The organism is Rubrivivax gelatinosus, from assembly GCF_016583785.1.
GTDB lineage: Bacteria > Pseudomonadota > Gammaproteobacteria > Burkholderiales > Burkholderiaceae_C > Rubrivivax > Rubrivivax gelatinosus_B.
Genome location: NZ_NRRU01000092.1, coordinates 1 through 20,526 on the forward strand (window position 1 = coordinate 1; position 20,526 = coordinate 20,526).

Genomic DNA, 20,526 nt, shown 5'->3' on the forward strand with positions numbered 1-20,526 from the left:
CGCGCCGGCACCCGCCGTTGCCGCTGCACCGGCGCCGGCGCGACGGCCGGAGCCGGAGGCGGCGGCTGCACCGGGCTGGCGACGGCCGGGGCACGCGCCGGTGCCGGGGAGATCTGCGGCGCCGCCGTCGGCGTCGGCGCGGTCTGGGTGGCACGCGTGTTCGGCGGATCGAACAGCATCGTGTACTCGCGCACCAGCCGGCCCGTGGCCCAGTTGGCTTCGACGATGACGTCGACGAAGGGCTCGACGACGCTGCGCTCGCTGGTCAGGCGCAGGATCTGGCGGCCGTCGGGACGGCGCTGCAGCACGACCTGGGCGTCGCCCAGGATGGCGTTGTATTCGACGCCGGCGGCGCGGAAGGCGTCAGGCGGCGCGATGCGCAGCTTGAGCGTGCCGGCTTCCTCGGCGCTCAGGCTGGTGACGTCGATCTCGGCGCGCAAGGGCTCGCCCAGCGCCGACTGCACGTTGAGCCGGCCCAGACCGAGTGCCCAGGCCGGCGTGCCCCAGAGGCAGGCGGCGGCCAATGCCACCCCGGTCAGCGCAAAACGCGCCGCGTTCGTCGAACGGTGATTCAAGGCGTCTCCCACAACACGTCCCGTGCGGCGAACCTGTCCAGGCCACCGCGTCTTCTGTCGCCGGAAAAACGCAGATTATCTCCGGGTCGTGCGACAGAAATGACAACGATGTCAAGCATATAGGCAAGCAAGCTCACCCAAAGCCTGACATTCGGGACCGAAGTGCGGCCAATTCCGCGCCTTGCCCGCCTTGTTGCCGGCCGGCAACGAGCCGGCCGGCGCCGGCGCATCACTGCTCGAGCAGGATGCGCAGCATGCGGCGCAGCGGCTCGGCCGCGCCCCAGAGCAGCTGGTCGCCGATCGTGAACGCGCCCAGGTACTCCGGCCCCATCGCCAGCCGGCGCAGGCGGCCGACCGGAATCGACATCGTGCCAGTGACGGCCACCGGCGTCAGTTCGTGGATGGTCGCTTCGCGCGTGTTCGGCACGACCTTCACCCACTCGTTGTCGGCGGCGATCATGGCCTCGATGTCGGCCAGCGGCACTTCGCGCTTCAACTTGAAGGTCAGCGCCTGCGAATGGCAGCGCATCGCGCCGACGCGCACGCAGTAGCCGTCGACCGGGACCGCCGGCGTGGCGAAACCTTCGCCCTGGCCGAGGATCTTGTTGGTCTCGGCCATGCCCTTCCACTCTTCCTTGGACTGGCCGTTGCCGAGATCCTTGTCGATCCACGGGATCAGCGAGCCGGCCAGCGGCACGCCGAAGTTGGCCGTCTCCTCGGGCGTCAGCGTGCGCTGCTTGGCGATGAGCTTGCGGTCGATCTCGAGGATGGCGCTGCCCGGCTGCTCGAGCAGCTCGTGCACCGAGCCGTTGAGCGTGCCGAACTGCGTCAGCAGCTCGCGCATGTGCTGGGCGCCGCCGCCCGAAGCCGCCTGGTAGGTCTGGGTGCTCATCCACTCGACCAGGCCGGCCTTGTAGAGCGCGCCCACGCCCATCAGCATGCAGCTGACGGTGCAGTTGCCGCCGATCCAGTTGCGCCCGCCGTTGGCGAGTGCGTTCTGGATCACCGGCAGGTTGACCGGGTCGAGCACGATGACGGCGTCGCTGTTCATGCGCAGCGTCGACGCGGCGTCGATCCAGTGGCCGTTCCAGCCCGCGGCGCGCAGCTGCGGGTAGACCTCGGTCGTGTAGTCGCCGCCCTGGCAGGTCAGCACGATGTCGCAGCGCTTCAAGGCCGCGATGTCGTACGCGTCCTGCAGCCGGGTCTCGTTCTTCACGAGTTCGGCCGGGGCCGCGCCGCCGACGTTGCTGGTGCTGAAGAACACCGGCTCGATGAGCGCGAAGTCCTGCTCGGCACGCATGCGCTCCATCAACACCGAGCCGACCATGCCGCGCCAGCCGACCAATCCTACGAGTGCCATCTGATCCACCTTTCGCTGTCCCGGACCCCTTTCGCCCTGCCCCGGCTCGCTTCGCCGGGGTCCTGGAGTGGGGGCGAGACGATCCGAGAGCTTCAGCTCTTGGTAATCGTTTTGCCGGTGATCGCCGCGACGACGGCGTCGCCCATCTCGCGCGTGCCGACGCGGCGCGTGCCCTCGGACCAGATGTCCCCGGTGCGCAGACCGGCAGCGAGCACGGCCTTGACCGCCGACTCGATGCGCTCGGCGGCTGCGGGTTGCTGGAGGGAGTATCGAAGCATCATGGCGGCCGACAGGATTGTAGCCAGCGGGTTGGCGATGCCCTGCCCCGCGATGTCGGGCGCGCTGCCGTGGCTGGGCTCGTACAGGCCCTTGTTGTTCCGGTCGAGCGAGGCGCTGGGCAGCATGCCGATCGAGCCGGTCAGCATCGCCGCCTCGTCCGACAGGATGTCGCCGAACATGTTGCCAGTGACGACGACGTCGAGCTTCTTCGGCGCCTTGACCAGCTGCATCGCGGCGTTGTCGACGTACATGTGGTCGAGCTCGACGTCCGGGTACTGGGCGTGCACCTCGGTGACGACGTCGCGCCAGAACTGGAAGGTCTCGAGCACGTTGGCCTTGTCGACGCTCGTCACCTTGCCGCGGCGTTTGCGCGCCGCCTGGAAGGCGACGTGGGCGATGCGCTCGATCTCCGGGCGGCTGTAGCGCATCGTGTCGAAGGCTTCCTCGGCGCCGGGAAAGTGGCCGTCGACGGCGGTGCGGCGGCCGCGCGGCTGGCCGAAGTAGATGTCGCCAGTCAGCTCGCGGATGATCAGGATGTCCAGGCCGGCCACCAGCTCGGGCTTCAGGCTCGAGGCGTGCGTCAGCTCCTCGTAGCACAGCGCCGGGCGCAGGTTGGCGAACAGGCCCAGGTGCTTGCGCAGCCCCAGGATCGCCTGCTCGGGGCGCAGCGAACGCTCCAGCGTGTCGTACTTCCAGTCGCCGACGGCGCCGAACAGCACCGCGTCCGCGGCCTTCGCCAGCGCCAGCGTCGATTCGGGCAGCGGGTGGCCGTGCGCGGCATAGGCGGCGCCGCCGACGAGCGCGGTCTCGGTCTCGAACGGCAGGTCCAGCACGTTCAGCACCTTGACGGCTTCGGCGACGATCTCGGTGCCGATGCCGTCGCCGGGAAGGATGGCGATCTTCATGGGAGTCCTTGGCGGGAAAGGGTTCAGCCGGCGAGGCGCTGGTCCAGCCAGGGCATCCTGGCCAGGCGCTCGGCCTCGAAGGCGCGGATCTTGTCGGCGTGGCGCAGCGTCAGGCCGATGTCGTCGAAGCCGTTGACCAGGCAGTACTTGCGGAAGGGCTGGACCTCGAACGGCAGCTCGCTGCCGTCGGGTTTGACGACGACCTGGCGCGGCAGGTCCACCGTCAGCGCGTAACCCGGGAAGGCCGCGACCTCGTCGAACAGGCGCGCCACCTGGTCGGCCGGCAGCTGGATCGGCAGCAGCCCGTTCTTGAAGCAGTTGTTGAAGAAGATGTCGGCGTAGCTGGGCGCGACGATGGCGCGGAAGCCGTACTGCGCCAGCGCCCAGGGCGCGTGCTCGCGGCTGGAGCCGCAGCCGAAGTTCTCGCGCGCCAGCAGGATGGACGCGCCGGCGTAGCGCGGCTGGTTGAGCACGAAGTCCGGGTTGGGCTTGCGACTGGCCGGGTCCTGGCCGGGCTCGCCGTGGTCCAGGTAGCGCCACTCGTCGAACAGGTTGGGGCCGAAGCCGGTGCGCGCGATCGACTTCAGGAACTGCTTGGGGATGATCGCGTCGGTGTCGACGTTGGCGCGGTCCATCGGGGCGACGAGGCCCGGGTGCACGGTGAAGGCTTGCATGGCGGTGGCTTTCTGCGCGGGCGGGTTACTTCTTGGCGGCGTGCTCTATCACTTCGCCAGCCTTCTGGATGTCCTGGCCGACACCTTTGACGGTGTTGCAGCCGCCGAGCACGAACACGGCGAGACAGGCGAGCAGCGCGGCGAACGAACGCTTCATGAACGGTCTCCTCGGCGATCAGGCGATGCGGCGCACATCGACGAAATGCCCGGCCAGCGCGGCCGCGGCGGCCATCGCCGGGCTCACGAGGTGGGTGCGGCCGCCGGCGCCCTGGCGGCCTTCGAAGTTGCGGTTGCTGGTCGAGGCGCAGCGCTCGCCCGGCTCGATGCGGTCGGCGTTCATCGCCAGGCACATGCTGCAGCCGGGTTCGCGCCACTCGAAGCCGGCGGCGCGGAAGACCTGGTGCAGGCCTTCGGCCTCGGCCTGCGCCTTGACGCGGCCCGAGCCCGGCACCACCAGCGCCTGCCTGACGTTGGCGGCGACGCGGCCGCCGACGCGGCGCACGACCTCGGCCGCGGCGCGCAGGTCCTCGATGCGGCTGTTGGTGCACGAGCCGATGAAGACGCGGTCGACGTGGATGTCGGTCAGCGCCTTGTTCGGCTCCAGCCCCATGTAGGCGAGCGCACGTTCGATCGCGGCGCGCCGGGTGGCGTCTTTCTCCTTGTCCGGGTCGGGCACGCGGCCGTCGACCGGCAGCACCATCTCCGGGCTGGTGCCCCAGGTGACCTGCGGCAGGATGGCCGTCGCGTCGAGTTCGACGACGGTGTCGAAGTGCGCGCCCGGGTCGCTGTGCAGCGTGCGCCAGTGGCCCAGCGCCTGCTCCCATTCGACGCCGCCGACGAAGCGGCCGCTGGTCGCGTCGGTGCCGGGTGCGAACGGGCGGCCCTTGACGTAGTCGATCGTCGTGTCGTCCACGGCCACCAGCCCGGCGCGTGCGCCGGCCTCGATCGCCATGTTGCAGACCGTCATGCGGCCTTCCATGCTGAGCGCGCGGATCGCCGAGCCGCCGAACTCGATCGTGTAGCCGGTGCCGCCGGCGGTGCCGATGCGGCCGATGATCGCCAGCACCACGTCCTTGGCGGTGACACCCGGCTGCAGCCGGCCGTCGACCTTGACGAGCATGTTCTTCGCCTTCTTGGCCAGCAGCGTCTGCGTCGCCATCACGTGCTCGACCTCGCTCGTGCCGATGCCGTGCGCGAGCGCGCCGAAGGCGCCGTGGGTGCTGGTGTGGCTGTCGCCGCAGACCACCGTCATGCCCGGCAGCGTGGCGCCGTTTTCCGGGCCGATGACGTGCACGATGCCCTGGCGCTTGTCCAGGAAGGGGAAGTAGGCGGCCGAGCCGAAGGCGCGGATGTTCGCGTCCAGCGTCGTGATCTGCTGCTTGGAGATCGGGTCGCGGATGCCGTCGTAGCCATCGGCCCAGCCGGTGGTCGGCGTGTTGTGGTCGGCGGTCGCGACGATGGAGCTGACGCGCCAGACCTTGCGCCCGGCCAGCCGCAGGCCTTCGAAGGCCTGCGGGCTGGTGACTTCGTGCACCAGGTGGCGGTCGATGTAGAGCACGGCGGTGCCGTCTTCCTCGGTGTGCACGACGTGCTCGTCCCAGAGTTTGTCGTAGAGCGTGCGAGCGGTCATCGTGGGCTTCCTTCTGAGGAGTCGGTGGCTTGCAGCGCCTGCACGAAGCGCTGCACGACGGTGGGCAGGACGTCCTGCGTGCGCACCGCGATGCGGTACTCGCGGGCGGCCCAGGGTTCGTCGAGTGCGAGCACACGCACCGCGAACACCTGCGAAAAACGCTGGGCGACGGCCGCCGGCAGCACGGCCACGCCGAGGCCGGCTTCGACCAGCTGGGCGATGGCGTCGAAACCCCGCACCTGCAGCCGCGCCTTCAGCGTGCGCCCGCGCGCCTCGGCCTCGGCGCGCATCGTCTCGTGGGCCGCGGCGCCGGCATGCAGGCCGACGATGTCGTGGTCGAGCAAGTCCTCGAAACGCACCGTGCCGATGGCGGCCAGCACGTGCTCCAGCGGCACCATCGCCGCCAGCGAGCCGTCGCGGTAGCGCCAGGTCGTCAGCCGGTTGTCCAGCTGCGGCGGCACGAAGATGCCGACGTCGGCACGGCCTTCGGCGACCGCGGCCTGGACTTCGGAGCTGGTCTGGTCCTCCAGGCTGATGCGGATCTGCGGATGCGCCTGCGAGAACGCCGCCAGGTCCGGCGGCAGGCACTCGGCGATGGCACCGGCGTTGGCGGCGATGCGCAGATGGCCTTTGATGCCGCGTGCGAACTCGGCGACCTCGCTCTCCAGCGCATGCAGCGACGCGTGCAGGCCGCGGATGTGGCGCACCAGCGCACGCCCGGCTTCGGTCGGCTCGACGCCGCGCGCGCGGCGTTCGAACAGCGGCACGCCGAAACGCGACTCCAGGTCCGACAGCCGTCGGCTCGCCGCCGCCAGCGCGAGGTGCTCGCGCCGGGCGCCGGCGGTGATGCTGCGGGTGTCGGCAATCGCGAGCACGAGATTGAGCGTGACAAGGTCGAAACGCATGGGCGATCGGCAGTCTAATCCTTCGCCAATCACAGAACCATGCCGATAAAGCAAAACCACCCTTCGCCAACCACGAAGCCGATCAGCGCCGTTCCGGCACCGTGACGAGGTGCAGCAGCGTCGGGCAGCGTTTGCCGATCTGGTCCGAGCGTGCCGCCCAGCGGTCCCAGAGGGCGTCGAGTTCGGCGCGCAGCTGCTCGCGTTCGCCGGCGTCCAGCCACAGCCGGCCCCAGCAGAAGAGGAAGTCGTCCGCCGGCGCGCCCGGCGCCTGCGCCGTCAGCTCGGTCTGCAGGCCGCCCGGCCCGCCGACGGAGATCGCGAGCGCGAGCCACGGCGCCTGGCGCGCCAGCGAACGGCCGAGCGCGGCGCGCGCGTCGGGCTGCCAGCGGCGTTCGGCGTCGTCGAACACGCCTTCGTAGCTGGCATGCGGCGCATCGCCCAGGCCGACGAGCAGCCGGTCGGCGACGCAGCGGTACAGCAGCACGCGCTGGCGGCCGCGCCGTTCCAGCGCCCAGGGGCGGATCAGGCCGAGGGCGGTCAGGCGGCCGACCCAGTAGCTCATCGCCGGCTTGCGGATGCCCAGCAGCGCCGCGGCTTCGGCCAGCCCGGCGGCACGGCCGAGGAAAGGACGCAGGTGCAACCGCTTGGCCGGGTGCCACAGCACCTCGACGGCAGCGGGCTGCACGACGCGCAGTTCGGGCGCGGCTTCCCAGGGTGGCGGCGGCTGGCGGGGCTCGGGCATGCGCAGCATTCAGGACGGAGGCTCGAATTTGAACGCAGCGCTGCTTAGCGTGGCGGCCGTACCCCCAGACGAGGAGCCACGATGCCGCTCGACACGCCCCGCCCCCCGGCCCAAGACCCGTGCGGCCACCTCTCCCCGACGTCGTGCGCCGGCCCGTTGCGCCGGCGCACGCTGCTGGCACACCTGCTGGGCGGCGCCCTGGTGCTCGCCGGCGGCGGCGTCACCGGCTGTGGCGGCGGCGGCGAGGACGCCGACCCCGGTGCCGGCAGCGGCACTGATCCCGGCCCCAGCGGCACGCTGGTCTACCGCAACTCCAGCGAGACCGCGGTCGTGCCGCTGGCCGGCGGCACGGCGATCGGCTTCGACCCGGGCGATCACCCGATGGTCGACCCGGGCATGGCGACCAGCCCCGACGGCCTGCTGCTGGCGGCACAGGACGGCGACAACGACGGCTTCGGCTTCGCCGTCTTCGACCGCGGCGGGCGGTTGCAGCGTGTGCTGCGTTTCGAGCGCCCGTTCGCCTTCGTCACCCACCACCTGTCCTTCCACCGCGGCGGCGCCCGGCTCGCCTTCAGCGTCGACGAACCGCGCTCGGCAGCCGACGACGAACGCATCGCACGCACGCTGCTCGTCTCCTGGCCCGAGGCGCGTGTGCTCGGCACGCTAGACGGCTGGGAGGCACCCACCTGGGCCGGCGACGAGCTGATCGTGCGCGATCCGGCCACGGGCCGGCTGCGCGGCTTCGACGCCGCCGGTGCCGACCTGGGCTGGATAGGCGACATCGTCACCGACCCGCAGATCGCCGCCTACGACGTCTCGGCCGACGGCCGCCACGTCGTCTGGCAGGACGGCAGCCGCATCCTCGCCTACGAGCGAAGCACCGGCGCGCGCAGCGTCGCCGCGACGCGCGAGATCAGCGACCTGAGCTCGCCCTGCCTGTCGCCCGACGGCCGCTGGCTGGCGCTGATGACGCTGGACCAGCGCTCGGCGACCTCGGTGTTCTGGACCACGGTGCCGCATGTGCTGCCCTTCGTGCCCGATGGCGCGATCGAGGTCGACTCGGCACGCTGGGCGCTGGACGGGCCGATCGCCGAATGCCGCGCCGGCATCGGCTGGCTGCCTTAGGGCTGCGGCTGCGGTTGCGCCGGCGGCGGCGCTGCTGGCGGCTGCGGCCCGAACTTGACGTTGATGCCGGTGAACAGCGTCAGGTCGTTGCGCCGCACACCGGCCGGCGGCTCGCTGTTGTACTGGTCGGCGAGCGTCACCGTCAGGCTCAGCGTCGAGTTCAGCGCCACCGCCAGCGAGCTGGAGAAGCGCAGGATGGTGGTGCGGTCGCCCGAGATCGTCGGCGCGATGTCCAGGCGCTGGCGCAGTTCGACGGTCGGCGTCAGCCGGTGCAGCGACTCCTCGGCGAGCGTCAGCGTGGTGCGTGCGAAGCGGCTGTCGTCGCGCCCGTCGATGCGCTGCTCGCGGTCGTAGCGGTCGATCGAGCGCCCCAGGCCGGAGAACACGCTCAGGCTGGTGTCGCGCAGGTCGATGAGCTTCCAGCCCAGGCCGGCGTCGACGGTGTCGCGCCGGTCCAGTTCGACGACGCGGTCGCTTTCGACGCTGGCGCGGCCGTAGACGAAGGTGCGCGGCGTCAGGTTGTAGTCGTAGCGCGCGCTGGCGTTCCAGCGGTCGGCGGTGGTTTCGCGTTCGCCGTCGACCTCGCTGCGGCCGTAGTTCAGCGAGCCGCCGAGCGTGATGCGGTCACGCCGCGTGGCGCGCACCGCGTCCAGGCTGAGAGAGGCGGCGACGCCGTCGGTGTTGCCCGAGGTCAGCGTCGCCGCGGCACCGCCCGAGCCGCGCCACAGGCCGTCGGCCACCGGCGCGGGCGCCGGCGCGACGACGACGACCTGCGCCAGCGCCGCGCTCACGGACAGCGAGGCGAGACACGCCACGGCGCGCGGGGCGGATCGAAAGGCGGCAAGAGCTCGCCGGCGGAACAGGTCGGTCACGGTCGTGCGGTTCATGTGCAGCCCGAATGCTCGCGGCTCCCGGCCGCGAGCGGGTTAAGCACTTGTGACGCCGGGGACGATCGTGCCGACGGCCGCGCTCAGCCGAGCGCGGCGACGATCTCGGGCGGCGCCTGCACCAGTTCGATCAGCACGCCTTCGCCGCAGATCGGGAACTCTTCGTTGCCCTTGGGGTGCACGAAGCAGATGTCGTAGCCCGCCGCGCCCTTGCGGATGCCGCCGGGCGCGAAGCGCAGGCCTTGCGCGCTCAGCCACTCGACGGCCTTGGGCAGGTCGTCAATCCACAGGCCGACGTGGTTCAGCGGCGTCGCGTGCACCGCCGGTTTCTTCTCGGGGTCGACCGGCTGCATCAGGTCGACCTCGACCGCGTGCGGGCCGGTGCCCAGCGCGCAGATGTCCTCGTCGACGTTTTCGCGTTCGCTGACGAACGTGCTCTTGACGGCAAGGCCGAACAGGTCGACCCACAGCGACTTCAGCCGCTGCTTGTCGGGGCCGCCGATGGCGATCTGCTGGACACCCAGCACACGGAACGGACGGGTCATGCGGACACCTCCTTCTTCGTCGGGAACAGATTCAGGCGGGCGAGCAGCTTGCGGTCGTCCTCGGCGTCGGCGTTGCCGGTGACGAGCAGCTGGTCGCAGTAGAAGATGGAGTTTGCACCCGCCAGGAAACAAAGCGCCTGGACGCCGTCGCCGAGTTCGCGCCGGCCGGCCGACAGGCGCACGCGCGAGCGCGGCATCACGATGCGTGCGGCGGCGACGACGCGCACCAGCTCGAACGGGTCGACCGGCGGCGCGTCGGCCAGCGGCGTGCCGGGCACACGCACCAGGCTGTTGATCGGCACCGAATCCGGCGGCGGCGCCATCGCCGCGAGTTCGGCGATCAGCCCGGCGCGGTGCGCGCGCGTCTCGCCCATGCCGACGATGCCGCCGCAGCAGACCTTGATGCCGGCCGCACGCACGTGCTGGATGGTCTGCAGGCGGTCTTCGTAGACGCGGGTGCCGATGACCTCGCCGTAGAACTCGGGCGCGGTGTCCAGGTTGTGGTTGTAGTAGTCCAGCCCGGCCTCGCCCAGCGCCTGCGCCTGCTGCGGCTCGAGCATGCCCAGCGTGGCGCAGGTCTCCAGGCCGAGCGCGCGCACCTCGCGCACCAAGTGCAGCACCTTGTCCAGGTCGCGCTCCTTGGGCGAACGCCAGGCCGCACCCATGCAGAAGCGGGTGGCGCCGGCGGCCTTGGCGGCACGCGCCTTGGCCAGCACCTCCTCGGGTTCGAGCATCTTCGCCGCCGCCAGGCCGGTGTCGTGGCGTGCCGACTGCGGGCAGTAGCCGCAGTCCTCGGGGCAGCCGCCGGTCTTGATCGACAGCAGCGACGCCAGCTCGATGTCGCCGCCAGGCCAGTGCAAGGCGTGCACCTCGGCCGCGCGCCGCACCAGCTCCATGAACGGCAGCTCCAGCAGCGCGAGCACACGCTCGCGCGTCCAGGCCGCCGCCGCGGGCATCTCCAGCAGCGCCGACATCAGGCGAAGCGGATGATGGGCTGGTCCACCGCCAGGCTCTCGCCCTGCGGCGCCAGCACCTCGGCCACCGTGCCGTCCTGCTGCGCGGTGAGGATGTTCTCCATCTTCATCGCCTCGATGACGGCCAGGCGCTCGCCGGCGACGACGTGCTGCCCCGCCTTGGCCAGCACCTGCACCAGCAGGCCCGGCATCGGCGACAGCAGGAACTTGCTCATGTCCGCCGGCGGCTTGAACGGCATCACGCGCAGCAGTTCGGCGGCCCGCGCGCGCATCACCATCGCGTCGATGCGGCGGCCGTTGTGGGCGACGCTGTACCAGACGCCGTAACGTTCGGCCTGGGCCGTGAACGGGCGGCCGTTGCAGGTGCCGGTGGCGCGGATCGAGCCGAAGCGCCACTCCTTGACGATCGCGTAGGCGCGGCCGTGCACGGTGACGGTCGTGATGTTGCCCGCGACCTCGACCTTCACCGGCACGTGCACGTGCTCGCCGCCCTCGCCGCGGATGACGACGACGAAGTCGGTGCCGATGCGCAGGTTGTGGCCGGCGAGCTGGCCGCTGATGCCGGCGGCGCGCCCGAGGTAGCGGCGGTAGACGGTGGCCAGCAGCGCGACGAGGAAGTCGGGGTCCTCGTGCGGCACGTCCTGGGCGCGGAAGCCCTTGCCGTAGTGCTCGGCGATGAAGCCGGTGTTGAACTGGCCGGCGACGAACTTCGGGTGCGCCAGCAGCGCCGACTGGAACGGGATGTTGCTCGAGACGCCGCGGATGACGAAGCCGTTGAGCGCCTCGCGCATGCGGGCGATGGCGTCGTCGCGGTCCAGCCCGTGCACGATGAGCTTGGCGATCATCGAGTCGTACTGCATCGGGATCTCGCCGCCTTCGTAGACGCCGGTATCGACACGCACGCCACCGCCGGCGGGCACCGGCATCGCCGCTTCCATCGTCTGCGGCGGCGGCATGTAGCGCACCAGGCGGCCGGTCGAGGGCAGGAAGTTGCGGAACGGGTCCTCGGCGTTGATGCGGCACTCCATCGCCCAGCCGCGGCGCGGGATGTCGGCCTGCTTGAACGGCAGCGGCTGGCCGGCGGCCACACGCAGCATCTGCTCGACCAGGTCGATGCCGGTGATGCACTCGGTCACCGGGTGCTCGACCTGCAGCCGGGTGTTCATCTCGAGGAAATAAAAGCTCTGGTCCTTGCCGACGACGAACTCGACCGTGCCGGCCGACTGGTACTTCACCGCCTTGGCCAGCGCCACCGCCTGCTCGCCCATGGCCTTGCGCGTGGCGTCGCTGATGAAGGGCGACGGGGCTTCCTCGATGACCTTCTGGTGGCGGCGCTGGATCGAACATTCGCGCTCGTGCAGGTAGACGACGTTGCCGTGGGCGTCGCCGAGCACCTGGATCTCGATGTGGCGCGGCTCCTCGACGAACTTCTCGATGAAGACGCGGTCGTCGCCGAAGCTGTTCTTGGCTTCGTTGCGGCACGAGGAGAAGCCTTCGAAGGCTTCCTGGTCGTTGAAGGCCACGCGCAGGCCCTTGCCGCCGCCGCCGGCGCTGGCCTTGATCATCACCGGGTAGCCGATGTCGCGCGCGATCTGCATCGCGTGCTCGGGCGTGTCGATGGCCTCGTTCCAGCCCGGGATGGTGCTGACGCCGGCTTCGTTGGCCAGCTTCTTGGAGGCGATCTTGTCGCCCATGGCCGCGATGCTGTAGTGCTTCGGGCCGATGAAGACGATGCCTTCCTCCTCGACGCGGCGGGCGAAATCCTCGTTCTCGGACAGGAAGCCGTAGCCGGGGTGGATGGCCTCGGCGCCGGTCTGCTTGGCCGCGGCGATCAGCTTGTCGGCGACGAGATAACTCTCGCGGCTGGGCGCCGGGCCGATGTGCACGGCCTCGTCGGCGAGTTCGACGTGACGCGCGTCGCGGTCGGCGTCGGAATACACGGCCACCGTCGCGATGCCCAGCTTCTTTGCGGTCTTGATGACGCGGCAGGCGATTTCGCCCCGATTGGCGATCAGGATCTTCTTGAACATGGAGTTCTCTCCGGAATTCGTTTCAGCCCCCTCTCCCGCTTGGCGGGAGAGGGTTGGGGTGAGGGTCGCGGTACGAGGGCACCCTCACCCCTGCCCTCTCCCGCGGCCGCGGGAGAGGGAGGAATGCATCAAAGAGGGATGTTCCCGTGCTTGCGCCACGGGTTCTCCAGCTTCTTGTCCTTGAGCATCGCCAGCGAGCGGCAGATGCGCTTGCGCGTCTCGTGCGGCTGGATGACGTCGTCGATGTAGCCGCGGGCGCCGGCGACGAAGGGGTTGGCGAAACGCGCCTTGTATTCGGCTTCGCGCGCGGCGAGCTTGGCCGGGTCGGCCTTGTCTTCGCGGAAGATGATCTCGACCGCGCCCTTGGCACCCATCACCGCGATCTCGGCGTTGGGCCAGGCGAAGTTGACGTCGCCGCGCAGGTGCTTGGAGCTCATCACGTCGTAGGCGCCGCCGTAGGCCTTGCGCGTGATGACGGTGATCTTCGGCACCGTGCACTCGGCGTACGCGTAGAGCAGCTTGGCGCCGTGTTTGATGATGCCGCCGTACTCCTGCGAGGTGCCGGGCATGAAGCCGGGCACGTCGACGAAGGTCACGACCGGGATGTTGAAGGCGTCGCAGAAGCGCACGAAACGCGCCGCCTTGATGCTGCTCTTGATGTCCAGGCAGCCGGCCAGCACCATCGGGTTGTTGGCGACGATGCCCACCGCCTCGCCGTTCATGCGGCCGAAGCCGACGACGATGTTCTTGGCGTTGTCGGGCTGGATCTCGAAGAACTCGCGGTCGTCGACCACCTTCGTGATCAGCTCCTTCATGTCGTAGGGCTTGTTCGCGTTCTCCGGCACCAGCGTGTCCAGCGACAGGTCGATGCGCTCGGCCGGGTCGCCGCTGTTGCGCACCGGGGCGCGCTCGCGGTTGTTCAGCGGGATGTAGTTGTAGAAGCGGCGCAGCATCAGGATCGCCTCGACGTCGTTGTCGTAGGCGAGGTCGGCGACGCCGCTCTTGGTCGTGTGCGTGATCGCACCGCCCAGTTCCTCGGCGGTGACCTCCTCGTGCGTCACCGTCTTCACGACCTCGGGGCCGGTGACGAACATGTACGAGCTGTCCTTCACCATGAAGATGAAGTCGGTCATCGCCGGCGAATAGACCGCGCCGCCGGCGCAGGGGCCCATGATCAGGCTGATCTGCGGCACCACGCCCGAGGCCATCACGTTGCGCTGGAAGACCTCGGCATAACCGCCGAGCGAGGCCACGCCTTCCTGGATGCGCGCGCCGCCCGAGTCGTTCAGGCCGATGACCGGGGCGCCGACCTTCATCGCCTGGTCCATGATCTTGCAGATCTTCTCGGCGTGCGCCTCCGACAGCGCGCCGCCGAAGACGGTGAAGTCCTGGCTGAAGACGAACACCAGGCGGCCGTTGATCATGCCGTAGCCGGTGACGACGCCGTCGCCGGGGATGGTCTTGCCGGCCATGCCGAACTCGCTGCAGCGGTGCTCGACGAACATGTCCCACTCTTCGAAGGTGCCGTCGTCGAGCAGCAGCTCGATGCGCTCGCGCGCGGTCAGCTTGCCCTTGGCGTGCTGCGAATCGATGCGCCTCTGTCCGCCGCCCAGCCGCGCCGCGGCGCGTTTCTTTTCGAGTTGTTCGATGATGTCGTGCATGAGTCTGTCCCCTCGTTCAATCCATCAGGTCGAGCAGACGGCGCGCCGCGACCGAGGCGGCCAGCCGCCCGGACAGCACGTCGTCGATAGTCGTCGGTAGCGCTTCGCGCACCGCCGGGTGTTGTTTGAAGCGCTGGCGCAGGCCGGCCTGGATGCGGTCCCACATCCAGGCTTCGTCCTGGGCGCGGCGGCGCGACACGAGGCGGCCGCTGTCGCGCTGGCGCGTGTTGAAGCCCTCGACCGCGCCCCAGAAGTCCTGCAGCCCGCTGCCCTTGAGCGCGCTCAGCTGCAGCACCTGGGCCGGCAGCGCCGCATGCGGCCCGAGGAAACGCAGCGCGCTCGTGATCTGGGCGCGGGCCCGCGTGGCGGCGTCGGGGTCGATGTCGGCCTTGTTGATGACGACGAGGTCGGCCAGCTCCATCACGCCCTTCTTGATCGCCTGCAGGTCGTCGCCGGCGTTGGGCAGCTGCATCAGCACGAACATGTCGGTCATGTTGGCGACCGCGGTCTCGCTCTGGCCGACGCCGACGGTCTCGACGATGACGACGTCGTGGCCCGCGGCTTCGCAGACCAGCATCGCCTCGCGCGTCTTCTCGGCGACGCCGCCCAGCGTGCCGCCGGCCGGGCTCGGGCGGATGAAGGCACGTTCCTCGGTCGACAGCCGCTCCATGCGCGTCTTGTCGCCGAGGATGGAGCCGCCCGAGACGCTGGACGAAGGGTCGACCGCGAGCACCGCGACGCGGTGGCCGCGCTCGATCAGGAACAGGCCCAGCGCCTCGATGAAGGTGCTTTTGCCGACGCCGGGCACACCGCTGATGCCCAGGCGGAACGCACGCCCGGTGTGCGGCAGCAAGGTGTTGAGCAGATCGTCGGCACGCAGGCGGTGGTCGGCGCGTGTCGACTCCAGCAGCGTGATCGTCTTCGCCAGCGCCCTTCGCTGCAGCGGGCCCGCGGGCCCGAGGAGCGACGACAGCAGCGCCTGGTCCGAGACAGGCATCGACTTCTTGGAAGGAGGAGTAAGGACGGTCTCAGGCCGCGACCACGGCCGCCTTGATCTGTTCGAGCACGTGTTTGGCGCTCACCGGCACCGGGGTGCCGGGGCCGTAGATGCCTTTGACGCCGGCGTCCTGGAGGAAGCCGTAGTCCTGCTGCGGAATGACACCGCCGACGAAGACGACGATGTCGTCGGCGCCCTGGTCCTTCAGCGCCTGGATGATCGCCGGCACCAGCGTCTTGTGGCCGGCGGCCAGCGTGCTGACGCCGACCGCGTGCACGTCGTTCTCGATCGCCTGGCGCGCGCATTCCTCGGGGGTCTGGAACAGCGGGCCCATGTCGACGTCGAAACCGAGGTCGGCGAAGGCGGTGGCGACGACCTTGGCGCCGCGGTCGTGGCCGTCCTGGCCGAGCTTGGCGATCATCACGCGCGGGCGGCGGCCCTGGTCCTGGGCGAACTGCTCGATTTCGGCCTTCAGCTTGTCCCAGCCTTCGGCGCTGTCGTAGGCGGCTGCATACACACCGGTCACCTTCTGGATGTCGGCGCGGTGGCGCCCGTAGACCTTCTCCAGCGCGTCGGAGACTTCGCCGACGGTGGCACGCACACGCATCGCGTCGATGGTCAGCCCGAGCAGGTTGCCGGCGCCGCTGCGCGCGGCTTCGGTCAGCGCGTCGAGCGCGGCCTGAACCTGGGCGCCGTCGCGCGCCGCACGCACCGCCGCCAGGCGGGCGATCTGGCCCTCGCGCACCTTGACGTTGTCGACCTCGCGCACGTCCATCGGCGAGGACTGCGTCGTCTTGTACTTGTTGACGCCGACGATGACGTCCTTGCCCGAGTCGATGCGCGCCTGCTTCTCGGCCGCGCTGGCCTCGATCTTCAGCTTGGCCCAGCCCGAGTCGACGGCCTTGGTCATGCCGCCCATGGCCTCGACTTCCTCGATGATGGACCAGGCCTTGTCGGCCATGTCCTGGGTCAGCTTCTCCATCAGGTAGCTGCCGGCCCAGGGGTCGACGACCTTGGTCACCTGGGTCTCTTCCTGGATGATCAGCTGGGTGTTGCGGGCGATGCGGGCGCTGAACTCGGTGGGCAGCGCGATCGCCTCGTCGAAGCTGTTGGTGTGCAGGCTCTGCGTGCCGCCGAAGACCGCGGCCATCGCCTCGACCGTGGTGCGCACGATGTTGTTGTACGGGTCCTGCTCGGTCAGGCTCCAGCCCGAGGTCTGGCAGTGGGTGCGCAGCATCAGGCTCTTGGGCTTCTTCGCGCCGAAGCCCTTCATGATGCGGCACCACAAGAGGCGCGCGGCGCGCATCTTGGCGATCTCGAGATAGAAGTTCATCCCGATCGCCCAGAAGAAGCTCAGGCGGCCGGCGAACTCGTCGACGTCCAGGCCGCGCGCGGTCGCGGTCTTCACGTACTCCTTGCCGTCGGCCAGCGTGAAGGCGAGTTCCAGCGCCTGGTTCGCGCCCGCTTCCTGCATGTGGTAGCCGGAGATCGAGATCGAGTTGAACTTCGGCATGTGGTGCGCCGTGTACTCGATGATGTCCGCCACGATCCGCATCGAAGGCTCGGGCGGATAGATGTAGGTGTTGCGGACCATGAACTCCTTGAGGATGTCGTTCTGGATCGTCCCCGAGAGATGGTCCTGCGCGACACCCTGCTCCTCGGCCGCGACGACATAGCCGGCGAGCACCGGCAGCACCGCGCCGTTCATCGTCATCGACACGCTGACCTTGTCCAGCGGGATGCCGTCGAACAGGATCTTCATGTCCTCGACCGAGTCGATCGCGACCCCGGCCTTGCCGACGTCGCCGGTGACACGCGGGTGGTCGCTGTCGTAGCCGCGGTGCGTCGCCAGGTCGAAGGCGACCGACACGCCCTGGCCGCCGGCAGCCAGCGCCTTGCGGTAGAAGGCGTTGGATTCTTCGGCGGTGGAGAAGCCCGCGTACTGGCGGATGGTCCACGGCCGCACCGAGTACATCGTCGCCTGAGGCCCGCGGATGAAGGGCTCGAAACCGGGCAGCGTGTCGGCGTGCTGCAGATCGGCCAGGTCGGCGGCCGTATACAGCGGCTTGACCGTCAGCCCTTCGGGCGTCAGCCAGCTCAGGGCCTCGACGTCACCACCGGGAGCCGACTTGGCAGCGGCCTTGTGCCATTGCTCGAGGGTGGAGGGGGCGAACTCGCCGCTTTCCAGCGGCTTGGGACTGTCGCTCATCGAATGGTCTCCTGCGCAGACCGCCGGGCCCGCTGTCATGAATAATTATAAATTCCTGCTCCGACGTGATCCTGACACATCGGTTAACGACAGGGCGAAGCCGGCGAGCGCCCGCCTGATCGTCGTCATGTGTTCATCTCACATCTTCTCGGCCCTGCGCGCCTGAACCCACGCTCGGGCCATAGTCTGGCGATCGGAGCCTCCCGGCGATCGCCAGCTTTCAGCCGGCGTGGGCGGGCGTCGACGCCGTCGCAGCTGCGCCGGCCGGGGTCATCGCCGGCGCCGTGCCGGCCATCGCGGCCAGCGCCCAGACGCTGTTGGCGTCGAGGATCTGCGCCAGCACCTCGGTGTCCGCTCCGGCCTGCAGGCGCAGCAGCCCCGCCAGCAGCGGCGAGTGCGCGCGCAGGCCTTCGGGCACCGGCCGCAGGTGCTCGGTGCCGCTGTCGACGACGCAGAGCACCTCGTCGACCCAGAGCCCGACCAGCGGGCGGCCGTTGCGTCCCGGCAGGGTCAGCACCAGCAGCACGCCGTCGGCGGCCCGCGGCGGGTAGGCGACGCCGAACAGCGACCGTGCACACAGCACCGGGATGACGATCGCGCCGTTGCCCGCGGGCACCTCGGTGAGACCGAGTGCGTGCGGCGTACCCAGCCGCGCCCGCACCAGCCCGTCGCGCGGGCGGGCCTCGACGACGGCGGCGACGGGCAGGCCGAAGCGCCCGGCGCCGGTGGTGAACAAGGCATAGCTGCAGGTCGCGTCGCGCTGCGCCGGCGGCAGCGCCTGCACCGCGATGTCCTGCAGACAGGTCGCGCGGCGCTCGCTTTCGCCCAGGCGCAGCGCCACCAGCGCGCGCACCCGGTTGTCGTAACCGTCGCCACGCTTGAACTCGCGGTAGCCGTCGGCACGCACCGCCGACACCGCCCAGGTCGAGCCGCGGTACTCGGCCAGGCCGGGCGCCAGCGCGGCCGGCAACGTCGAGCCGGCGGCCAGTTCGGCGTCGGTGCTGGCGAGCACACGGCCTTCGGCATCGACGAAGGCGGCGATGCCGGCGCGTTCACCGAGCACGTCGCGCAGCATCGCCTGCAGCTCACGCGCGGCGTCGAAGACCGCGGCGACACCGCCGACGACACGGCGCTGGCCGTCGCGCACCGCGGCGCTGTAGACGTAGGTCGGCACGCCAGCGGACAAAGCCGAGCCGGCGAAGGGCGTGACGGCATAACGCTGCGAGTCCGCCAGCGCCAGCGTCGTGTTCAGCAGGCCGGCCTCGACCCGGCTGCCGACGAGCGGCTCGCCTTCGCCCTCGTGCGACAGCGCGCAGACCGTGCCGTCGACGCGGAAGGCGACGAGCCGGGTGTAGACGGTGTAGAGGCTGTTGACGTGCGCCAGCACCGCGCCGAGCTCGGCTTCGGCGGCCGCAGCCGGCGGGGCGGCGAGCACACGCTCGAGCACCGGCGACAGCGCCCACCAGCGGCAGTCGTTGGCGCGTTCGTAGAGGCTGCGGTCCATGATGTCCGCGGCCAGGCGCGCCATGTCCTGGGCCTGGTGGCGCAGGCGCCCGAGCGCGCTGCGCTGCAACTCGCCGATGGCTTCGTCGACGCGGTCGCGTGTACGACGGCCGGCCTCCTGCACCTGGCCCAGCAGCGCCTTCAGGCGCGCGCTGGCCTGCTGCTGCGCGCCGGCGGCCAGACGCCCGTTCCAGACCACGCGACGCAGGTCGGCGTTGATCGCGTCGAGCTCGGCGCGCAGCCGGGCCAGTTCGGCCGTGTCCGGCGCCAAAGCGGCGTCGGCCGGACCGTCGTCGCGGCCGCTGAAGGCGCTCAGCAGCGAGACCATCGCGTGGGCGCGCCAGCCCGGCCCCGGGTACCCCTGGAAGCCGGCTCCGGCCCGGGTCACCGAGAGGTATTCGCGGCCGCCGAACGCGGTCAGGCCGACCTCGCCCGCGGCCGCAGCCTGCAGCCGCGCGCCCAGCGGGATGTGGGCCTCGTCGGCACTGGCGATGACACGGTCCTGGGCGTCGAGCAGCACCAGCGCGACATGCCGACCGGTCTGCAGCACGCTGTCGAAGACCCGCCGCATCTCGTCGGCGAGGCGAAAGCGCAGCACCAGCACACCGACGCAGCGGCCGCCTTCGCCGTCGATGCGGTGGGCGTACAGCAGCACGTCGGCCGCGCCCGCCGCCAGCGCGCTGGGGCCGAAACGTTCGACGAAACCTCGGCCGGCGAGCGCGTCGGCGACCAGCGGCTCGGCGGCCAGGCTGGTGGCGCTGCCCTCCTCCAGGCGCAACAGCACGCGGCCGTCGGGGGCGAGCAGCACGACGTCGTCGTAGACGCTGTACTTGGCGCGGTACTCGCCCAGGCGGCGCAGCACCGCGGCCGGGTCGGCCGGGCCGCGGGCGGCGGCGGCGCAGAAGGCGCGCAGCACCGCGTCGGTGGCGAGGAAACCGACGTCGGCGGTGCGCTCGTAGAGGTTGCGCACGAGGATGTCGATCGTGCACTGCGCGGACGACGAGAGCTCGTCGTCCAGCGCCGCGAGGCTCTCGCTGCCGAGTTGTCGCACCAGGCGCGACTGCAGGCTGGCAAAGCGGGCCCGGGTGCGCGTCAGCATCGGCAGCACAGCCTCGGCTTCATCGGGGCAGGCGATCGCGGATGTCGCTTCGATCATCTGCCACAGCAAACCGAGATCGCGAAGGTCGCGCTCTGCGCAGAGCACGTGCCGCATGTGGGGAACGAGGTCGTCAACGAGACTCATGGAGCGCGGCCTGCACCTGAACCTGGGGATGGGATGGCGCAGCCTAGGGCGACCCGCGAGTCGCATTCACTCGATCAGGGCACCGTATGCACGCCAGTTCCTAGAGAGCACCACCGTTGCGCGCCGGGCACCAACAGCGGTCAGCGGTTTGCGGGAATCCCCTAAATTGCAGGATCTGTGCCCAGTTGCGGCCATCATGCAAAATTAAGAATTCGAAAATTCCGCATCGGCCGCAGGGCCGCCGCCCGCACCCCGCTCCCCCCGTGGCCGAACTCCAGCACC

The 20,526-nt window shown here is 70.2% G+C and carries 17 protein-coding genes; 1 reads left to right on the top strand and 16 read right to left on the bottom strand.

Features of this window, described 5'->3' with window-relative positions; all coding sequences use genetic code 11:
* The 8 genes from CKO43_RS20040 to CKO43_RS20075 form a co-directional block, all read right to left on the bottom strand.
* Positions 1–575, bottom strand: a 575-nt coding sequence (locus CKO43_RS20040) for a type IV pilus assembly protein FimV (RefSeq protein ID WP_431191966.1), incomplete at its 3' end; no start/stop codon positions are given.
* A 229-nt stretch (positions 576–804) separates the two neighbouring features.
* Positions 805–1,935: an aspartate-semialdehyde dehydrogenase gene (gene asd, locus CKO43_RS20045; protein WP_200231697.1), complete on the bottom strand. Its 1,131-nt coding sequence runs from the start codon at positions 1,933–1,935 to the stop codon at positions 805–807.
* 92 nt (positions 1,936–2,027) lie between these two features.
* The gene (gene leuB / locus CKO43_RS20050) at positions 2,028–3,119 is read right to left on the bottom strand and encodes a 3-isopropylmalate dehydrogenase (protein WP_200379727.1); all 1,092 of its coding nucleotides are present in this window, start codon (positions 3,117–3,119) and stop codon (positions 2,028–2,030) included.
* A 23-nt stretch (positions 3,120–3,142) separates the two neighbouring features.
* Positions 3,143–3,793: a 3-isopropylmalate dehydratase small subunit gene (gene leuD, locus CKO43_RS20055; RefSeq protein ID WP_200231695.1), complete on the bottom strand. Its 651-nt coding sequence runs from the start codon at positions 3,791–3,793 to the stop codon at positions 3,143–3,145.
* Between the two features lie 25 nt (positions 3,794–3,818).
* The gene (locus CKO43_RS20060; protein ID WP_200231694.1) at positions 3,819–3,950 is read right to left on the bottom strand and encodes an entericidin A/B family lipoprotein; all 132 of its coding nucleotides are present in this window, start codon (positions 3,948–3,950) and stop codon (positions 3,819–3,821) included.
* A gap of 18 nt (positions 3,951–3,968) precedes the next feature.
* Positions 3,969–5,423, bottom strand: coding sequence for a 3-isopropylmalate dehydratase large subunit (gene leuC, locus CKO43_RS20065; protein ID WP_200231693.1), 1,455 nt, complete (start codon positions 5,421–5,423; stop codon positions 3,969–3,971).
* A complete protein-coding gene (locus CKO43_RS20070; protein WP_200231692.1) occupies positions 5,420–6,328 on the bottom strand; it encodes a LysR family transcriptional regulator in 909 nt (302 codons plus the stop codon). The genes leuC and CKO43_RS20070 overlap by 4 nt, the downstream gene beginning before the upstream one ends.
* 82 nt (positions 6,329–6,410) lie before the next feature.
* The gene (locus CKO43_RS20075; RefSeq protein ID WP_200231691.1) at positions 6,411–7,070 is read right to left on the bottom strand and encodes a hypothetical protein; all 660 of its coding nucleotides are present in this window, start codon (positions 7,068–7,070) and stop codon (positions 6,411–6,413) included.
* Between the two features lie 81 nt (positions 7,071–7,151).
* On the opposite strand from CKO43_RS20075, the gene CKO43_RS20080 reads away from it, so the two are divergent.
* On the top strand, positions 7,152–8,195 hold the full coding sequence (locus CKO43_RS20080; RefSeq protein WP_200379728.1) for a hypothetical protein: 1,044 nt from the start codon (positions 7,152–7,154) through the stop codon (positions 8,193–8,195).
* Here the strand turns inward: CKO43_RS20080 and CKO43_RS20085 are convergent.
* From CKO43_RS20085 to CKO43_RS20120, 8 genes are all read right to left on the bottom strand, one after another.
* The gene (locus tag CKO43_RS20085; RefSeq protein WP_200379729.1) at positions 8,192–9,082 is read right to left on the bottom strand and encodes a DUF481 domain-containing protein; all 891 of its coding nucleotides are present in this window, start codon (positions 9,080–9,082) and stop codon (positions 8,192–8,194) included. The two genes, CKO43_RS20080 and CKO43_RS20085, sit on opposite strands and share 4 nt — an antisense overlap.
* A gap of 83 nt (positions 9,083–9,165) precedes the next feature.
* A complete protein-coding gene (locus tag CKO43_RS20090; RefSeq protein WP_200231688.1) occupies positions 9,166–9,627 on the bottom strand; it encodes a VOC family protein in 462 nt (153 codons plus the stop codon).
* Positions 9,624–10,601, bottom strand: coding sequence for a biotin synthase BioB (gene bioB, locus CKO43_RS20095; protein WP_200379730.1), 978 nt, complete (start codon positions 10,599–10,601; stop codon positions 9,624–9,626). Before bioB ends, CKO43_RS20090 begins: the two co-directional genes overlap by 4 nt.
* Positions 10,601–12,631, bottom strand: coding sequence for an acetyl-CoA carboxylase biotin carboxylase subunit (accC, locus tag CKO43_RS20100; protein ID WP_200379731.1), 2,031 nt, complete (start codon positions 12,629–12,631; stop codon positions 10,601–10,603). Before accC ends, bioB begins: the two co-directional genes overlap by 1 nt.
* Positions 12,632–12,759: 128 nt before the next feature.
* Positions 12,760–14,292: an acyl-CoA carboxylase subunit beta gene (locus CKO43_RS20105; RefSeq protein ID WP_200231685.1), complete on the bottom strand. Its 1,533-nt coding sequence runs from the start codon at positions 14,290–14,292 to the stop codon at positions 12,760–12,762.
* A 16-nt stretch (positions 14,293–14,308) separates the two neighbouring features.
* Positions 14,309–15,289 carry a methylmalonyl Co-A mutase-associated GTPase MeaB gene (gene meaB / locus CKO43_RS20110; RefSeq protein WP_200231684.1) on the bottom strand — a complete coding sequence of 327 codons (981 nt, stop codon included), beginning with the start codon at positions 15,287–15,289 and terminating at the stop codon, positions 14,309–14,311.
* Positions 15,290–15,320: 31 nt separating this feature from the next.
* Positions 15,321–17,498 carry a methylmalonyl-CoA mutase gene (scpA, locus tag CKO43_RS20115; protein WP_200379732.1) on the bottom strand — a complete coding sequence of 726 codons (2,178 nt, stop codon included), beginning with the start codon at positions 17,496–17,498 and terminating at the stop codon, positions 15,321–15,323.
* A gap of 220 nt (positions 17,499–17,718) precedes the next feature.
* Entirely contained in the window at positions 17,719–20,244 is a 2,526-nt protein-coding gene (locus tag CKO43_RS20120) for a chemotaxis protein CheW (protein WP_200379733.1), read from the bottom strand.
* Positions 20,245–20,526: the final 282 nt, after the last annotated feature.

Bases quoted from the DNA above. Each gene is read 5' to 3' on its own strand.
- asd (WP_200231697.1), bottom strand. From the start codon at position 1,935: ATGGCACTCGTAGGATTGGTCGGCTGGCGCGGCATGGTCGGCTCGGTG.
- leuB (WP_200379727.1), bottom strand. From the start codon at position 3,119: ATGAAGATCGCCATCCTTCCCGGCGACGGCATCGGCACCGAGATCGTC.
- leuD (WP_200231695.1), bottom strand. From the start codon at position 3,793: ATGCAAGCCTTCACCGTGCACCCGGGCCTCGTCGCCCCGATGGACCGC.
- CKO43_RS20060 (WP_200231694.1), bottom strand. From the start codon at position 3,950: ATGAAGCGTTCGTTCGCCGCGCTGCTCGCCTGTCTCGCCGTGTTCGTG.
- leuC (WP_200231693.1), bottom strand. From the start codon at position 5,423: ATGACCGCTCGCACGCTCTACGACAAACTCTGGGACGAGCACGTCGTG.
- CKO43_RS20070 (WP_200231692.1), bottom strand. From the start codon at position 6,328: ATGCGTTTCGACCTTGTCACGCTCAATCTCGTGCTCGCGATTGCCGAC.
- CKO43_RS20075 (WP_200231691.1), bottom strand. From the start codon at position 7,070: ATGCCCGAGCCCCGCCAGCCGCCGCCACCCTGGGAAGCCGCGCCCGAA.
- CKO43_RS20080 (WP_200379728.1), top strand. From the start codon at position 7,152: ATGCCGCTCGACACGCCCCGCCCCCCGGCCCAAGACCCGTGCGGCCAC.
- CKO43_RS20085 (WP_200379729.1), bottom strand. From the start codon at position 9,082: ATGAACCGCACGACCGTGACCGACCTGTTCCGCCGGCGAGCTCTTGCC.
- CKO43_RS20090 (WP_200231688.1), bottom strand. From the start codon at position 9,627: ATGACCCGTCCGTTCCGTGTGCTGGGTGTCCAGCAGATCGCCATCGGC.
- bioB (WP_200379730.1), bottom strand. From the start codon at position 10,601: ATGTCGGCGCTGCTGGAGATGCCCGCGGCGGCGGCCTGGACGCGCGAG.
- accC (WP_200379731.1), bottom strand. From the start codon at position 12,631: ATGTTCAAGAAGATCCTGATCGCCAATCGGGGCGAAATCGCCTGCCGC.
- CKO43_RS20105 (WP_200231685.1), bottom strand. From the start codon at position 14,292: ATGCACGACATCATCGAACAACTCGAAAAGAAACGCGCCGCGGCGCGG.
- meaB (WP_200231684.1), bottom strand. From the start codon at position 15,289: ATGCCTGTCTCGGACCAGGCGCTGCTGTCGTCGCTCCTCGGGCCCGCG.
- scpA (WP_200379732.1), bottom strand. From the start codon at position 17,498: ATGAGCGACAGTCCCAAGCCGCTGGAAAGCGGCGAGTTCGCCCCCTCC.
- CKO43_RS20120 (WP_200379733.1), bottom strand. From the start codon at position 20,244: ATGAGTCTCGTTGACGACCTCGTTCCCCACATGCGGCACGTGCTCTGC.